Annotated in this window: 12 protein-coding genes; 5 read left to right on the top strand and 7 right to left on the bottom strand. The window is 45.0% G+C overall.

Annotated elements, in window-relative coordinates:
* The gene (locus tag ACRQ84_RS11395; RefSeq protein ID WP_483816103.1) at positions 1 to 2,028 is read left to right on the top strand and encodes a capsular polysaccharide biosynthesis protein; all 2,028 of its coding nucleotides are present in this window, start codon (positions 1 to 3) and stop codon (positions 2,026 to 2,028) included.
* A gap of 3 nt (positions 2,029 to 2,031) precedes the next feature.
* Complete coding sequence (locus ACRQ84_RS11390) at positions 2,032 to 3,231, top strand: capsule biosynthesis protein (RefSeq protein ID WP_483816102.1); 1,200 nt, start codon at positions 2,032 to 2,034, stop codon at positions 3,229 to 3,231.
* Positions 3,232 to 3,302: 71 nt separating this feature from the next.
* On the opposite strand, the gene ACRQ84_RS11385 is transcribed toward ACRQ84_RS11390, so the two are convergent.
* From ACRQ84_RS11385 to ACRQ84_RS11360, 6 genes are read right to left on the bottom strand one after another with little or no spacing between them, the layout of a single operon-like run.
* Positions 3,303 to 4,085, bottom strand: a complete 783-nt coding sequence (locus ACRQ84_RS11385; protein WP_483816101.1) for an LbetaH domain-containing protein — start codon at positions 4,083 to 4,085, stop codon at positions 3,303 to 3,305.
* 20 nt (positions 4,086 to 4,105) lie between these two features.
* On the bottom strand, positions 4,106 to 4,969 hold the full coding sequence (locus ACRQ84_RS11380; protein WP_483816100.1) for a hypothetical protein: 864 nt from the start codon (positions 4,967 to 4,969) through the stop codon (positions 4,106 to 4,108).
* Positions 4,970 to 5,016: 47 nt separating this feature from the next.
* Entirely contained in the window at positions 5,017 to 8,754 is a 3,738-nt protein-coding gene (locus tag ACRQ84_RS11375) for a CDP-glycerol glycerophosphotransferase family protein (RefSeq protein ID WP_483816099.1), read from the bottom strand.
* A gap of 15 nt (positions 8,755 to 8,769) precedes the next feature.
* Positions 8,770 to 9,768 (bottom strand): galactosyltransferase-related protein, encoded by a 999-nt coding sequence (locus ACRQ84_RS11370; RefSeq protein WP_483816098.1) that lies wholly within the window; start codon positions 9,766 to 9,768, stop codon positions 8,770 to 8,772.
* Positions 9,769 to 9,772: 4 nt separating this feature from the next.
* Complete coding sequence (locus tag ACRQ84_RS11365) at positions 9,773 to 10,438, bottom strand: ABC transporter ATP-binding protein (RefSeq protein ID WP_483816097.1); 666 nt, start codon at positions 10,436 to 10,438, stop codon at positions 9,773 to 9,775.
* On the bottom strand, positions 10,435 to 11,211 hold the full coding sequence (locus ACRQ84_RS11360; RefSeq protein ID WP_483816096.1) for an ABC transporter permease: 777 nt from the start codon (positions 11,209 to 11,211) through the stop codon (positions 10,435 to 10,437). The genes ACRQ84_RS11365 and ACRQ84_RS11360 overlap by 4 nt, the downstream gene beginning before the upstream one ends.
* Before the next feature lie 650 nt (positions 11,212 to 11,861).
* Between ACRQ84_RS11360 and speB the strand changes: the two genes are divergently transcribed.
* Positions 11,862 to 12,782, top strand: a complete 921-nt coding sequence (gene speB / locus ACRQ84_RS11355) for an agmatinase (protein WP_007890305.1) — start codon at positions 11,862 to 11,864, stop codon at positions 12,780 to 12,782.
* Positions 12,783 to 12,836: 54 nt separating this feature from the next.
* Positions 12,837 to 13,241: a YidB family protein gene (locus tag ACRQ84_RS11350; RefSeq protein ID WP_064738629.1), complete on the top strand. Its 405-nt coding sequence runs from the start codon at positions 12,837 to 12,839 to the stop codon at positions 13,239 to 13,241.
* Between the two features lie 147 nt (positions 13,242 to 13,388).
* Here ACRQ84_RS11350 and ACRQ84_RS11345 read toward each other — a convergent pair whose 3' ends face one another.
* Positions 13,389 to 14,144 carry a metalloprotease LoiP gene (locus ACRQ84_RS11345; RefSeq protein WP_064738630.1) on the bottom strand — a complete coding sequence of 252 codons (756 nt, stop codon included), beginning with the start codon at positions 14,142 to 14,144 and terminating at the stop codon, positions 13,389 to 13,391.
* A 273-nt stretch (positions 14,145 to 14,417) separates the two neighbouring features.
* Between ACRQ84_RS11345 and tkt the strand changes: the two genes are divergently transcribed.
* Positions 14,418 to 16,409, top strand: a complete 1,992-nt coding sequence (tkt, locus tag ACRQ84_RS11340; RefSeq protein WP_483816095.1) for a transketolase — start codon at positions 14,418 to 14,420, stop codon at positions 16,407 to 16,409.
* Positions 16,410 to 16,484: the final 75 nt, after the last annotated feature.

Here is a 16,484-nt window from a genome sequence, read left to right as displayed (position 1 = left end):
ATGATCGGTATTTTCTCCTCAGGTATCTGGCGTATTCCCTATTTAAGCAACTTTCTGGCACAGCCGTGCCAGAAGCTCAGCCCCTTTATGCCAATTGCGGATGACATCGCCTCGATTGCTGTTTGGGGGCATCGCCCTAGCGTGCATAAACCTGTGGCGCTGGCTCAGGGCGCGGGTAAATCCATCTTACGTCTGGAAGATGGTTTTATTCGTTCGCTGGATTTAGGTATCAACGGTGCGCCGCCGCTGTCGATGGTGCTGGATGACGTCGGCATCTATTACGATGCCAGCCATCCCAGCGCACTTGAGACATTAATCCGCGATCGTGAAGCGAATCAGGCGCTGGCGGCAGATGCAGAATATGCCATTAAGACTATCGTTGCCGAAGATCTATCAAAATATAACCATGCGCCCGCGTTCGTCACCGACAACCACCTATCCGATGATATCGTTCTGGTCGTAGATCAAACTTATGGTGATATGTCAGTGACCTATGGCAATGCCGGTGCGGATGATTTCGCTTCAATGCTGAATGCGGCGTTGGGTGAAAATCCTCACGCCATCATCTGGGTTAAAATCCATCCGGATGTTTTGCAGGGGAAAAAAGCGGGCTATTACCATCAATTGAAGTCAACTTCGCGTGTTCGACTGCTGGCTGATAACGTCAGTCCGCAATCCTTACTTCGCCACGTATCACGGGTTTACGTGGTGACATCGCAGTACGGTTTTGAAGCGCTGATGGCAGGCAAACCTGTCATCTGTTTTGGCCAACCCTGGTATGCAGGTTGGGGATTGACCGACGACCGTCACACTCAGGCTAAACAGCTTAGCCGGCGCCGGGGATGCGCAACGCTTAATGAACTCTTCGCTGCTGCCTATTTTCGCTATAGCCGTTATATCAATCCGCTAACCGGCGAGCCGGCGACGCTGTTTGAAGTGATGAACTGGATGCAAATGCAACGTCGCTATCAGCAGCAGCGCAACGGATATCTTTGGGCACCGGGCTTGTCATGGTGGAAATACACCATCTTAAAACCCTTTTTGCAGACGCGAACCAATAAGCTCAGCTTCAGTCGCAGAGAGAATCGAGCGACTGCTTGTGTAGTTTGGGGTAATAACGGTGAACAGCGCTGGCAGGAGAGGGCCAAATCAAAACTTTTGCCAATCTGGCGGATGGAAGATGGATTCTTACGCTCTTCGGGATTGGGGTCAAATCTGATGCCGCCGCTATCGCTGGTGCTGGATAAGCGTGGAATTTACTACGATGCCTCGCGTAGCAGTGATTTAGAAGTAATGCTCAATGAAAGTGAGTTAACGCGTATGCAGCGTCAGCGGGCGCAACGATTACAGCAACGGCTAGTGCAGAGTAAAATCAGCAAATATAATCTGGGCGCTGATTTCGTTTTGCCGCCAGCGGCGTTGGGTAAGCGCGTAATATTGGTTCCGGGTCAGGTAGAAGATGATGCATCGATCAGAAGCGGAACCTGTGCAGTAAGAACCAACGCCCAATTATTACACGCAGTGCGCAAACGCAATCCTGACGCTTTTATCATTTATAAACCGCATCCCGATGTTTTGGTGGGTAACCGAAAAGGGCAGCTGGCGCAATCGGATGTCGCGTTGCTGGCTGACTATCAGGTGCTTAATGCTGATGTGATTCAATGCATCCAGGTGGTAGATGAAATCCATACCATGACTTCTCTGGCGGGTTTTGAAGGATTATTGCATGGTAAAAAAGTCTGCTGTTATGGAATGCCATTCTATGCTGGATGGGGATTAACGCACGATGAGTATCACTGTGCTCGCCGTTTGCGAAAGCTCACACTAAATGACTTAATTTATCAGGCGCTCATCGAGTATCCGACTTATATTCACCCGACGCGGCGCACTGCGATAACGGCGGAAGAAGCAACGGATATTTTGATTAATACACCAAGAGCGACGTTAGAAATTGAAAGAACCCGCTTAGATAAAATTAAACGCACATGCAGAAAATTTTTCCGCATCATTAAGATATCGATGCTTTGAGAAATGAAAAACGCTGCATTCACAAAGTTACTGGACGGTAAAAAATATCTTTTATTGCAGGGTCCCATGGGGCCATTTTTTAGCGATCTCGCCAGTTGGTTGAATTCCATCGAACGAGAAACCATTAATGTGGTGTTTAATGGCGGTGACCGATTCTATTGTCGTCAACGCCATGTTCTAACCTATCTTAAGCCGTTGAGTGCCTTTCCAGACTGGCTATCAGAAATATATCAGCAGTCAGGCTTTGATAGCATTTTGTGTTTTGGTGATTGCAGGCCGCTACATCAGGCTGCGAAATGTTGGGCTCAGGATAAGCATGTGCGCTTTCTGGTTTTTGAAGAAGGTTATTTTCGGCCAAACTTTATAACCCTTGAAGAGGGCGGAGTAAACGCCTACTCTTTGCTACCGCGTGATACGGAATTTTATCATGCATTAACAGCGTCTTCTCCTTTAGTATATAATAAGAACGCGGCATCGTCTGTTAAGAGAATCGCTCATGCGGTCTGGTATTGCTTGATGTGTGGTTATCACCAACATGATTTTGTAAATTACCAGCATCATAAATCCATCTCGATTTGGTATGAAACTAAATGTTGGATACGATCCTGCTGGCGAAAAGTCGCGTATAGATTAAAGCAGCAGAGTGCGTTAAATAAAATAAAAAAAGAGATGAGTGGACGATATTACCTTGCAATATTACAGGTATATAACGACAGTCAAATCTTTCACCACAGCCCTTATGCGGATATCGAAGATTATATCAGAAGTGTGATTCTTTCATTTTGCCAATCTGCACCACAAGACAGCTATTTGCTTTTCAAGCATCATCCAATGGATCGTGGACACCGTAATTACGCTCAGCTGATTAAATCAGTTTCCCTGAAGAGCGGTGTTTCTACCAAAGTGATCTATGTCCACGATCTGCCTCTCGATGATCTTTTGTCTCATGCACGCGCTGTTGTCACGATTAACAGTACTGTTGGCTTGAAGGCATTAGCGAAAATCAAACCGTTAAAGGTGTTGGGGAGAGCAATGTATGACATTAGAGGTATGACTTATCAAGGGTGTTTAGATGATTTCTGGCTAGCGGAATTCCAGCCGGATGCGATTCTTATCTGTAAATTTGAAAAGTATCTCAGGGAGAACACCCAGCTAAACATGGAATTTTATGCACGGGGAAAAAATCGCATGATTAATAAATGAGAAGGGTGAAATTAAAACGGATTAGCACATATTGATTGATTACACTATGTGCCAAAGATAAATGTCGCTATTTAGTGTTCGCCGAATTTTTTGAGATAATGTTCCTGTATTTGTTTTGCTTCTTTTCCACGTCCCCTAAGCCACATCTTGCCATCCAAAGGAAAGGCTTTTCCAGGAATACCGGCCATACAACTAAAGCGAGCGCAGGATTTCGTTACCACCGCGGCAAAGGAGATAATTGAACACGCCCCAATTTTTACATTTTTAAGAATTGCGCAGCGTTGAGACAGCCAGCAATAGGGTTCGATTACAATCGGTGAGTGAGAAACATTAGTCTGTTGACCGGTTTTAATATCAAACACAATATGACCGTCCGCAGGTCTAATCACCACTTCAGATGCTATTAAACAGTGATCGCCAACTATCAATCCATTATCACTCATGCCTGAGTTAAACCCGGTACTCCATGAGTTGTCAGTAGTAACAGATACGCCATTACCGATTAAAATAGCATCGCCGATTCCTAAAACGACGGCAGAAACTTTATTAATATTAATATTTTCACCCAGATACAAAAAATTGTTTTCATTTTTAAGAGAAAATCTATTTGCACGACCGGTAAAGTTTTCATTGATGACAACATTACAATTTTTAGCTTTCTCAGTGAAAATTAACTCAATACCAGCAGGGATAGATTTCCCCTTGATATGAATTTTATTTGAATCATCACCTTTTATACCCAGAGACGCGGGGGTAAAGGTTTGGTAATTATTCAATAGTATATCGAATTTTGCGATGCAGGTGTCGATATCTGCTCTGTTTTTTTCAATGAAAGCTGAGTGGATGATTTTCATTTGTAGTTCTTAATCTAAGTTTAATTGATGTAATTATAAATAACGTTTCGCTTATTGATCCCTTTAGCGTACGTAATTAATATTTTCACTATGTTGTTCTGGTAAGAAAGACCTTCCGGCTCATAAAAATTTTGTTGTGAGAACAACATTGCGTCTTCAATGCCTGGAGTTACGTGGGTATCGATACGCTTTAATTCGCCGTCTAAAGTATAAAAAAGGATCACTTTTGGTGTCAGTCGCGCATTACCGAAGATTAAAGCGACGTCATGTCCATTCGAGGCGATAGCCTGAAGGGGTTGTAATGAACCGATAGCTTTACTGGCTATTCGGGATGAAATCCGCCACTGATAAAGGTAGTTATCACTAAGATCAATATTGGGATTCTGCTTCAATGATGAATAAATCGTTGCCGTGTCGAAAACACGGATAATCATCTGACCGTTCTTGCTCCGTCCTCGAGCAAGAATAAAACGGCCATCACCTGAAAGTGCAGGCATGGTTTCACTTTTTGGTGTGAAACTATCGGGGAACAGTTTTATTCTATATTTTAATGATTCCTTTTTATTTTTTAATTTAAATAATAATATATGTAATCCGGACTTTTTAATTCCAGTGTAAATATAAATAGCAGGATCATCTTCTAATGTGGATATACCAAAGCCTTGATGGCCAATATCCGCATCTTTTAGCAGTAGTTCACGATAATCATTGTGGTTATAGAAAATCATGGACAAGTTATTTATATAGTCTTGCTCAAGGGTAAAAAGTTTTTCATCCGTATCGTAAAATATTCCCTGCAAATTGAATTGACTCTTAATTTTCGTTGCATCACCAGCCGCATAAACAATGGAAATAAGAGGGCATGGCATTAGCAGGAAAATCATGATGATTATTCTGCGCAGAAACACTAATAAAGTTACATGTTTAATGTTTATGATCCTATTCTATTAAGTTCTTGCACTACATTGTTTAATTCTTTAACGGCATCAATTAACGTTCTGTAATCACTGTCTTCGTGCCAGTTTTTCTTGTCAGAGTAATAGTCTTCGTGCTTTTTCATTACTGAAATGGTGGTAATTTTTCTGGCAAGCCCCGGCCTGTTTTTTTTGTAGAAGTGAAGTGAGTACTTGTAAATTTCCGAGCAGGTATAAGTATAAACTTGCTTATCGATACTTTGTTCAATCATCTGATACAAAATATCAAGGTTTACCTCGCTGCGATTTAAAAATTGTGCCTCAAAAGCATTGATGTAACTCTCTTTTGGATATAATCGAGAAATTTTAATCTTCAAATCATTAACGCCACTCGTCAGGAAAGTCGCAACCAGATACTTGATTAGATTACTTTCATTCTCAATATGCGTTTTATCGATAGGGTAGTTCTCGAATGCCTCAATAAACCGGGTGTACTTTTTTCCTTCATACAGCATACTTAGATGCTCATTAAGCAAAGTATCATTTTTGTTTCCGGCGACAAAAAAATCATTCAGTTGCGCGGGCGCTATTTCTTTGTTTAATAGCAAATAGGCTTCTTTTGCTCGAGGGCTAAGTTGATTACTATGTAAGAACTTTAAATCAAAGGCGCGTAAATTCTCATTAGCATGATAATCCAACATGTGGCTTAACAGATTGTCTTTTTGGGCATCACTTAACGTTATTTTCTTTAAATGGGTTAATGCTTCTGAGAAATCACCTAATTTTATTAGATTGACTGAATCTAACACGTGTAGCATGGCTGCTTGTTTAAATAGTGCAATGCTTCTCATTTTGGCAAGTAATGTTGTCGCCAAATAAACATTGTTTTTAGCGCTGTGGATGATAATTTCACAGGCCGTTTTAGTCTGCGGCATGAGATAATTATTATCGGAAAGTGTTTCAGATGAATTATGCCATCCGGATGAGTGTTTTACATCACCCTCACTTAAAGCCACAACCATATTGAGAATGCGCCGTAGTGGATTAATGTCATTATTCTCATGAGTTGAAGAATCAATGCTGATAATAGGAAGATCTAGCATGTCGGCATGTGCAGTTAGTTTGGCCAGTAAAATATGACGGTTTTGCAGTTTAGCCCAAAATACTATTTCATTTACTGTGTTAGTGAGTTCACCCCTTTCAATTGGTAACAGATTTATGCGTGATTTTGTTAACAAAACCAGGCTTTTTTCCGTCGCGACAAGATCGAACGAAGCCAGCTGAATCTTAATATACTGATGAATAAGACCAAAAGACCTCGAACCGATTCGCACATTTGTTAAAGTTTCATATAACCGCGCTGAGTTATTATTGTCATCATAAGGGAAGAATTGATTGATTCGCTGAGTGTAAAAATCGTTAAGCTGACAGTTTTTTTTCAGCAAATCATTTAAATTGCTTTGCAATGTAGAAATATTATTGGCGATCGCACCGAATCCATTACATTCATAATCATAATATCCCTTTGAATATGAGTGTTCTGAGAAAAACGTATCTATATCAAAATGAAAATAGAGAATGGGTTTACGCATGTAAGCAACATCGAAAGCCACCGATGAAAAATCAGTGATAAGAGCATCCGATTTTTTAAAAACCTGTTGGATGCTGCAATTTTCCATTCGTTCTATTGCAATATAATCCGGAATTGCCAGTTCTTCCAGATAATCCACTAAATTAGGATGAGCGAGAAACAGTATTTTATAGCCGTTTTTTTCGACCATTTTCTTTAATCGATCTGACTGTAAAAAAACGCCCCATTGCTGACAAAAAAGTGATGTCAGGAAGTTGGGGTTTTTAACGCGCTTACTGGATTTAGCAATCAGTTCTCCTGATAAGCTTTTCCGCCAGGTTGGCATGACTAAAATTTGTTTATCAGTGTGCGTTTTTTTCAGGTTGTCATAACGCGGAAACCCTGTAAGCACGGCCTCTTTGGAGGTGTAGCGATAACGTCCTTCGTTGGCGATGTCTTTAAACTCAGGGGTACCGGCAGTGACCAAATAATCTATTTTCCGGCTGTTCAACCATTCTGACTGGTCATCCTTGGTAACACCATGTTGAAGAAATACAAATTTAAACTTCATAATGTCGCAGTAATGCTTTCGCGGCAGATAATTGGTAATCGCTGGGTTAGCGTGTGATGAAAGCAGAAATTTTGCATTCAATAGCGCAAGCCGATGCTGCAGAGAACCGAACTCAATCAGTCTGAATCCTTCATTTTTCAGACGGCCCCAATCTGGAGACGATTTGTTGAGTAAAAAAAACGCATTTACACTAGGCTGATTTTGTTTCACATAGCGATAAAAGTGTTCCGCATTATCATCAGCACGTAGTTCGTTATCCACAAAAATCCAGCAGGCATCAAATTTTTTGCTAAATACCATTGATTTGGCGAAATATCGTAATATTTTTGCTTTTGCCGGTAATTTTTCTTTTAATAAATTTTTTCTTTCAAGCAGCTCAACTAATTTTCCATAACCTTCAGATTTCAGCCTTTTTCCTGCTATGAATAGTTCAGTTTGATAGGTATTAGTAAATGATATTTTTTGTTCCTGATTTTCGAATGAAATCCATAAGTATATTTCATAGCTAAATTCTAAGCCAAATAAAGAAAGCATCTTTATTTTAGCATTGGTGGGGATAACTTCATCGCTATCGATAAAACAACGCGGATAGGTGCTTGAGTGAGACGCTATCTTAAATTTCAGTGAAGTATGTTCAATATCTCCCTCTTCGAGATAGCAGATGTCACGTTCAACATGAGAACCTATTATCCTTGAATAACCAATCTTATGGATATGGTTGTAATTAGATGAGGAAAATGACTTTATGATGTCAGCGTCAATGGTTCTTAATATGCTGATTAGTAGTTTTTGGGCGGCATCCTTTTCTTTGGTAGTGAGGATTTCATCGGCCTTTTTGTTTTTTAATAATACCAGAACTATCTGATGAACAAGGAACAGCACACTCTTTAATTTATATGCATCTTTCTGCATATCTTTGACATTGATGTCAATGCTATGGAGTAATGCAAGGAATGCTGAACCTGATTTGACTAATTGCTGGATATGCGTATCAAATCGCTCGCCGCTTTTGGAACCAACATAGGCGTTACTCAGGAATTGATAGCCATGCTGTGAAGTGCTGCGCGTTAAAGCTTCCACGGCAAATACGATATTGTTAATCCATCCCTGAGTTTCAGGGTTAGCAAGATTTCTGGTGACCAAAACTGACTTAATAATACAATTGTCCAGACAAGGGAGAGCGTACTCCTTCATGAGCACGTGCTGATTTTTATTGATGGTTTTGATGTTCGCAAAAACGGGGTCTAATCGAAAAATAGCGCTCTCTGGCGAATAGGCATGAAGGATGATGTCGTCTGCAGTGCTGAAGTTTACATTTTTGTAGAACTCAGTTAAAAAAGACTCGTTTACTCTATCACCAGCGGAAATAATCTTAACGTACGGAGTCGCTAGATGATCTACCTGATCTGCGGTGGCAATAGTATGTTCTGAGAAAAGACCTGACTTTTCAGATTTCCTGATGCTGGTGAGTGTTATATCAATCAGCGATTGATCTTCTCCAGCAATTATAAATGAGATTTTATCAGTGTATTGAATGCTTTTTGGATTACGTACATTTGACCCAATCGTCCTGATGCGGGTTAGGGTATTCTTGAGCAGTTTTTTTATATTCATGATTGTTAACTTATATTAAAAATTAAATATTAACTTAATGCGACGTTTTAATGTGTCCGTTCTATCCAGATGTCCGGGTTTATTGTCGAAGTAGATCGAATATGTTTGATAGTTTACTTTTTTGTCCTTACATATCCGGATGAATTCTTCCAGCAAACTCGATGAATAGTGTTCGTCCACGCTAACGTTATGTTGGTGTAGTTTAGAAAAAAGTTGATAATTTATCTTTCTACGTTGGTAATAGTTCTCTTCATTATCTTTTGCATGATAAAGATGGAATGCCATTTTTTTCTCAATCAGCGCGTTTATGCATTGCATCCCCAACTCTTTTCTAAAGCCTGTTGATAAAAGTGGAGAGCGATGTGACGTCTCTAGCAAAAAATCAGCACTTTTATTTATCATGTTATAGCGCTCAGCCAATCTGAGTAGAAAGTCAAAATCTTCATAACCGTGGCCGTTGAACGCGGGATTAAACCCCGTGATCTCCCGATAATCCTCAGATTTCATCACCACGATTGATGATGGACATGCCAGGTGCAAAAATTCCTTACGCGAAAAAGAAAAGTATTTTTCTTTAATCGCTTCAATACTTGTTTTTTTCCTGAGATAGTCAGTGCCATATTTTGTTAAGTAGAGACAGGGAAGAATATGAAAAGGCGTTGATTTATTAATTATTTCAGTCGCGCAACTGGTAAACAACGAAAAATCAGGGAAGATATCAACGTCAAGCAATACAATCATGTCTGTATCGACCTGCTCAAATGCCAGGTTTCTCAATTGTGATACATTAATAACCTCAGATTTGCTCTTTATCGATGAGGTTATTACATTGCTGTATTTTTTTGTTTTTTTTATAAATATTTTATCTTGCCGGGCATTTCTATTGTTATGCCCAAAAATGACTTTTACATTTGATTTCTCGGCATTAAACGCGATGAATATGGCTTTATTTATTATGTCTCTTGAACGTCTTTTCAGATCAATAGGAATAAGGGCTGTTAAGTTTGCTGCCATTTCCTTAACTTTTCCATTCATGGCTATATTGGTCGATGGCTTCGTCAATATCTTCGAAGAGGAGAACCTTGTTGTCTCTGCCAATGTAAATGGCCATATCACAAAATTTTTTTAATGAGTTGAGATTGTGTGAGACCATCAGGAAGCTCGATTCAGCATGCCGTGTATTGAATAAATTCGCGCATTTGGCTCTAAATCTTGCATCACCCACCGCCGTGACTTCATCAACCAGATAATAGTCAAATTTGAAAGCCATGCTGAGTCCAAAACCCAAACGTGATTTCATGCCAGAGGAGTAATTTTTAATGGGCATATCAAAATATTTGCCGAGCTCGGCAAACTGCTCTACAAAGGCGATTTTTTCTTTTAGCTGATCTTTTTTGGCATAGAGCCTGGCGACAAACTTCACATTTTCACGGCCACTCAAGCTGCCTTGAAATCCTCCCGACAATCCTACTGGCCAGGAGATCGTATTATCTGTGGTAATTAAACCGCTGTCGGGTTGATCAATGCCACCGATCATCCGCAGCAAGGTTGATTTGCCGGCACCGTTGCGTCCAATTATTGCAACGCTTTTACCACTCGGCAGGTGCAGATTGAGATCTCTAAATACATAGTGTCTTCCAGCTGGCGTGCGATAAGACTTGGTGAGGTTTTCGATCTTGATCATGATGTCATCATTGCCTCTTCACGGGTGCGATATATTGCCAGGCCGATAAAGAGCGTGGCCAGGGTAACAATTGCCAGATATTCCAGGCTCACGCCATCACTGACATAGCCCACTACAACAGCTTCCCGACTCAGTTCCACCGCGTGAAGAATCGGATTCCACAGCAAGTAGGGCCAATACTCTTTAGGAATAGCGTGTAACGGAAACATAATTCCTGAAATAAAGTAGAGTGGTTTTAGCACAATGGGTAAAAGCTTCTGTGCTTCTGGGATAGAGTGTCCTGTGACCATAAATATCATCCCTATCCCGCATGAGAACAGGATTAGCAATCCCCACGCAAAAACCAATTTCAGCACATTATTAAGGGTGATGGTTTCTCCTGTCATTCCCACGACAATCATTAAAATGATATACACCAGGAGGTAAATAACCGTTTCTAACTTAGCTCTGGCGATAATCGTATCGATGGGTTTTATCGGGCGATAGTTGAATAATCCCTGGTTAGCCTCTATTGCTCCAATCGAACGCTGGGTGATGTTAGAGAAAATAAAGTAGGGGATAATACCATTCAGTAAAAAAAGCGGGAATGAAATGTCTGGCATGGTGCGATGCATGATAAAACCAAAAAAAAACAGTAGCACAAGTAAATGCGCTGAAGGTTCCAATACTGCCCATAGATATCCCAGGCGATACTTGCCGAATCGCGTGCGTATTTCCCTAAAAAACAATGCATTAATGGCAGATTTCTGCACATCATATCCGCTTCTGCTCATTGACTCTCTCATCGGCTAAATAAAATAATTTGCACGCTACCGCCCCTGGCTTAACAGATACCAATGTGCTGAGTACAATGCGGCAGTAATGTTGGAAAAAATATTAAGAGGGCTGTAAGAGAAGAGGTGCCTTCATCTCACTTTTAAAGGAGTAAAATGTGTAGAGGAAAAATAAATCACAAACCTACTCACAACCAGATGATTCTTAAAGCATGGTCTCGTATGGCGGTGAACATCATTCCCTGACACCTAAAAATCCTTTCCTGTTTTATTTAAATAACGTTACATAATGGTGTTTAATAATACTAAGTGTTTTTGGCTATCAATTTAATTTACTTGATAGATTTAAGTTTTGTTTTTTATTTGACGTATTTACCTTATTAATTCTTTTTATTATTTAAGAAATGGCTTAATTTATTTATGGCTGACGGTTTGTTAATTAAATTTATTCATGTTTTTAAGGCCAAAGTTAACGTTATTTTACCGGCGTATATTTACTGACTGAAAAACGAACGCTGATTGCAGGGGGCTGAAATCTCCGCGATAATCTCCATAACCCATCCCTTCCTCGTCGGGTTAACGACGCGGAGGGGATTTTTTATTTTTACCCTAAACTGGTGAAACGATTACCGCCTTAATGAGGACGAATTATGTATAACACCCTGGGCAATCAATACGATAACTCCCTGGTTTCTAACGCCTTCGGTTTCATGCGCTTCCCGCTTAATTTCCAGCCTTACGATAGCGACGCTGAGTGGGTCATCACTGGCGTTCCTTTTGATGCGGCGACGTCGGGTCGTCCGGGCAGCCGCTTAGGGCCGGGCGCGATTCGTCAAATCTCGACCAACCTGGCGTGGGAAGGCTGCCGTTGGCCGTGGGACTTCGATCTGCGTCAGCGTCTGAACGTCGTGGACTGCGGCGATCTGGTTTACGCCTTCGGTGATTCACAGGATCTGTCGGACAAACTGCAGGCGCATGCTGAAAAACTATTGGCTAACGGCAAACGTATGCTGACCTTTGGTGGCGATCATTATGTGACGTTGCCATTGCTGCGTGCGCACGCTAAGCACTTTGGCAAAATGGCGCTGGTCCACTTCGATGCGCATACCGACACCTATTCCAACGGCCCAACGTTCGATCACGGCACCATGTTCTTCACCGCGCCGAAAGAAGGTTTGATTGATCCGCAGCACTCTGTGCAGATCGGCATTCGTACCGAGTTCGATAAGAGCCTGGGTTTCAACGTGCTGGATGCGGCGCAGGTCAACGATCGCAGCGTCGACGATATCCTGGCGGAAGTGAAGCGCACCGTCGGCGATCTGCCGGTGTACCTGACCTTTGATATCGACTGCCTTGATCCCGCACACGCGCCGGGCACCGGTACGCCGGTGATTGGTGGCCTGAGCAGCGATAAAGCGACCAAGCTGATTCGCGGTTTGCAGGGCATGAACATCGTCGGCATGGACCTGGTTGAAGTGGCGCCAGGTTACGATCACGCCGATCTTACGTCGCTGGCTGCAGCCACGCTGGCGCTGGACATGCTGCACGTGCAGGCGGCAAATAAAGGTTAATCCTGTTGACTGCGGCTACACTTACTGGCGTTTATTTAATCTGCGGAGGCTACTATGGGCTTACTGGACGATTTAGTCGGATCGCTAGGAAATAGCAACGGAAGCGGGCAGGGCAATCAAATCCAACAATTGATGGCTATCTGGAATTGGGTGCAGGAGCAAGGCGGCGTTGAGGTTCTGCTACAAAAATTTCAGCAGGGCGGACTGGGGCAGGTGCTGAATACCTGGATTGGGAGCGGTGACAATCAGTCGATTGGTGGCGGCGACATCCAAAACGCACTTGGGCAGGATCAGCTGCAGTCGCTGGCAGATAAGCTCGGTACCGATGTGCAGGGTGCTTCCGGTACGCTGGCCACTTTGTTGCCGCAGGTGATTGATAAGCTGTCGCCGCAAGGCCACATCGAGACATCGAACACCCAGGATCTGGGTGCAATGGTGGATGGGTTGTTTAAGCGTTAATGGTTCTTTGCGGGCTGCCCCACCTCGGTCCTCCCCCGTTAACGGGGGAGGACGATGCTGCAATATGTGTGTTCAGAAGCTGCCTATGGCTGCGTCTCCTTCCCCCGTTAACGGGGGAAGGCCGGGATGGGGGACCGCGAGCACTATTTACTTCCCGTCTGCGGCAATACGTTCACGAATGTGCTGCGCGCGCGCTTCAGAATCCGGGTGTGAATCAAACATCGAACTCTGACGGCCCTGTTCCAGTTTTGCGAGCTTCTCAAAGCTGGTCGCTAATCCCATAGGATCGATGCCGCGCTTTTTCAGCAGATCGAAGGAGTAATCATCGGCCTGTGATTCCTGAGTTTGCGAGAATTGCGCATTCACTAATTTCTCACCCATTTCACCCAACTGCGACTGCGAAAGCGAGCCAATCACGCCGCCGACGGATGCTGCTGCAGTGCGTGTCGCGGTGGTGGTAAGTGCCACCTGCATCGCTTTTCGCGTGTGTCCTAGCGCAACGTGCCCCATTTCATGGCCGAGTACGCCTTCCACTTCGTTGTCGGTCATCATATCCATTAAACCGCTATAGACGCGGATACAGCCATTTGCCATCGCCCACGCATTAACGTCTTTGGTTTGATACACCTTGTAGTTGGCGGGTACGCCATTAATGTTGTCGCCCAGTGCAGCGGCGATTTTATTCAGGCGCTGCTGATATTCACTGTTGGCGGGAGCAACCTGATTATCTTTGTCCATCTGCGCACAGGATTGGTCGCTTAACGCCTTCACCTGTGAGTCATTTAATGCATAGGCCTGGTAAGCCTGCGCACCGGATTGCAGCAGCGCGTTATTATCCATTCCTTCACAGCCGCTAAGTAGCGAAGCCATTCCCAGAGCAACGATGGTGGCTCTCATTTTCATATCAGCATCCTTTAGGTAACAAGGTAAAGAAAACAAACACCTGAAACAGTCGCAGATGTTTAAACGCTTTGGTTATAGCTCGCATATTGTGCAATGGCTAGCAGACAAGCCCGGAAATGCAACCGTTTACCCGCTATTTAGCACCCTGATGCATGTACTTTTGCCCTTATGTTCATGTACATTGATGTGCGACTTTTTTCTCGCTTCGCCTTATAACTGATTAATTACAATAAGTTAAGCGTGGCGGAGCATTAATCCGACCTGGAGTAGAAGATGCCCTCTCGTAAAGAGCTTGCCAACGCCATTCGCGCGTTAAGTATGGATGCAGTACAGAAAGCCAATTCGGGACATCCGGGTGCCCCGATGGGCATGGCGGACATCGCCGAAGTGCTATGGCGTGACTTCCTGAACCATAACCCTACTAACCCGCTGTGGGCAGATCGCGACCGCTTCGTGCTGTCGAACGGTCACGGCTCAATGCTGATTTACAGCCTGCTGCACCTCACCGGCTACAATCTGCCAATGAGCGAACTGCAGAACTTCCGTCAGCTGCACTCTAAAACTCCAGGCCACCCGGAATACGGCTACACCGCGGGCGTTGAAACTACCACCGGCCCGCTGGGTCAGGGCATCGCTAACGCGGTCGGTTTCGCCATCGCTGAGCGCACGCTGGCGGCGCAGTTCAACCGTCCGGGTCATGACATCGTAGACCATAACACCTACGTGTTTATGGGCGACGGCTGCATGATGGAAGGCATCTCGCACGAGGTGTGCTCCATCGCCGGCACCCTGAAGCTGGGCAAACTGGTGGCCTTCTATGACGACAACGGCATCTCCATCGACGGTCACGTCGACGGCTGGTTCACCGACGACACCGCCAAACGCTTTGAAGCCTACGGCTGGCACGTGGTGCGCGGCGTGGACGGTCACGATGCAGAAGCCATCAGGAAAGCCGTTGAAGAAGCCAAAGCGGTGTCCGATAAGCCTTCACTGCTGATGTGCAAAACCGTGATTGGCTTCGGCTCGCCGAACAAAGCCGGTACGCACGATTCGCACGGCGCGCCGCTGGGTGCCGATGAAATCGCGCTGACCCGCAAGCAGCTGGGCTGGAACCACGGTCCGTTTGAAATTCCTTCCGACATCTACGCGCAGTGGGACGCCAAAGAAGCCGGCCAGGCGAAAGAGTCCGCGTGGGACAAAAAGTTTGCCGCCTACGCCGCTGCGCATCCGGCGCTGGCCGCGGAGTTCAAGCGTCGCGTCAACAACGCGCTGCCAGAAAACTGGGCCAGCGAGTCGCAGAAGTTCATTGAGCAGCTGCAGGCCAACCCGGCGAAAATCGCCAGCCGTAAAGCCTCGCAGAACGCCATCGAAGCCTTTGGTAAAATCCTGCCGGAATACCTGGGCGGCTCCGCTGACCTTGCGCCAAGCAACCTCACCATGTGGTCCGGCTCGAAGCCAATCAACGAAGACGCGGCGGGCAACTACATCCATTACGGCGTGCGCGAGTTCGGTATGACCGCGATTGCCAACGGTCTGGCGCTGCACGGCGGCTTCCTGCCGTACACCGCCACCTTCCTGATGTTCGTCGAGTACGCGCGCAACGCCGCACGCATGGCCGCGCTGATGAAAATCCGTCAGATTATGGTCTACACCCACGACTCCATTGGTCTGGGCGAAGATGGCCCGACGCACCAGCCGGTTGAGCAGATGGCCAGCCTGCGCGTGACGCCAAACATGAGCCTGTGGCGCCCGTGCGACCAGGTTGAATCGGCGGTGGCGTGGAAATACGCCATCGAACGCGTTGACGGCCCGTCGGCGCTGATCTTCTCGCGTCAGAACCTGGCGCAGCAGGATCGTACCGCTGAGCAGCTGGCTAACGTGGCGCGCGGCGGTTACGTGCTGAAGGACAGCAGCGGCACGCCGGAGCTGATCCTGATCGCCACCGGTTCGGAAGTGGAACTGGCGGTGAGCGCTTACGAGCAGCTGACGGCAGAAGGCCGCAAGGTGCGCGTGGTCTCCATGCCTTCCACCGACGCCTTCGACAAGCAGGACGCGGCGTACCGTGAATCCGTGCTGCCGAAAGCGGTGGCGGCGCGCGTGGCGATTGAAGCGGGAATCGCAGATTACTGGTTCAAATACACCGGCCTGAACGGCGCGATCGTCGGCATGACCACCTTCGGTGAGTCAGCGCCGGCGGATCAGCTGTTCAAAGCGTTTGGCTTCACCGTTGAAAACGTGGTTAAAACGGCGAAATCGATTCTGTAATTTTGCGCAATAAATTGCGCCGCTACCGGTTATGCACCGCCTGTAGCGGCGCGATTCATCGCGCACATCTGCAGT

The sequence above is a fragment of the Pantoea sp. E2023-21 genome, assembly GCF_051302795.1.
Classification (GTDB): domain Bacteria; phylum Pseudomonadota; class Gammaproteobacteria; order Enterobacterales; family Enterobacteriaceae; genus Pantoea; species Pantoea ludwigii_A.
Note: the sequence above shows the minus strand (reverse complement) of the source record. Positions and strands in the feature narration are given on the sequence as shown.

Excerpts from the sequence above, each read along its gene's own strand:
- ACRQ84_RS11395 (WP_483816103.1), top strand. The coding sequence starts at position 1 with ATGATCGGTATTTTCTCCTCAGGTATCTGGCGTATTCCCTATTTAAGC.
- ACRQ84_RS11390 (WP_483816102.1), top strand. The coding sequence starts at position 2,032 with ATGAAAAACGCTGCATTCACAAAGTTACTGGACGGTAAAAAATATCTT.
- ACRQ84_RS11385 (WP_483816101.1), bottom strand. The coding sequence starts at position 4,085 with ATGAAAATCATCCACTCAGCTTTCATTGAAAAAAACAGAGCAGATATC.
- ACRQ84_RS11380 (WP_483816100.1), bottom strand. The coding sequence starts at position 4,969 with ATGATTTTCCTGCTAATGCCATGCCCTCTTATTTCCATTGTTTATGCG.
- ACRQ84_RS11375 (WP_483816099.1), bottom strand. The coding sequence starts at position 8,754 with ATGAATATAAAAAAACTGCTCAAGAATACCCTAACCCGCATCAGGACG.
- ACRQ84_RS11370 (WP_483816098.1), bottom strand. The coding sequence starts at position 9,768 with ATGGCAGCAAACTTAACAGCCCTTATTCCTATTGATCTGAAAAGACGT.
- ACRQ84_RS11365 (WP_483816097.1), bottom strand. The coding sequence starts at position 10,438 with ATGATCAAGATCGAAAACCTCACCAAGTCTTATCGCACGCCAGCTGGA.
- ACRQ84_RS11360 (WP_483816096.1), bottom strand. The coding sequence starts at position 11,211 with ATGAGCAGAAGCGGATATGATGTGCAGAAATCTGCCATTAATGCATTG.
- speB (WP_007890305.1), top strand. The coding sequence starts at position 11,862 with ATGTATAACACCCTGGGCAATCAATACGATAACTCCCTGGTTTCTAAC.
- ACRQ84_RS11350 (WP_064738629.1), top strand. The coding sequence starts at position 12,837 with ATGGGCTTACTGGACGATTTAGTCGGATCGCTAGGAAATAGCAACGGA.
- ACRQ84_RS11345 (WP_064738630.1), bottom strand. The coding sequence starts at position 14,144 with ATGAAAATGAGAGCCACCATCGTTGCTCTGGGAATGGCTTCGCTACTT.
- tkt (WP_483816095.1), top strand. The coding sequence starts at position 14,418 with ATGCCCTCTCGTAAAGAGCTTGCCAACGCCATTCGCGCGTTAAGTATG.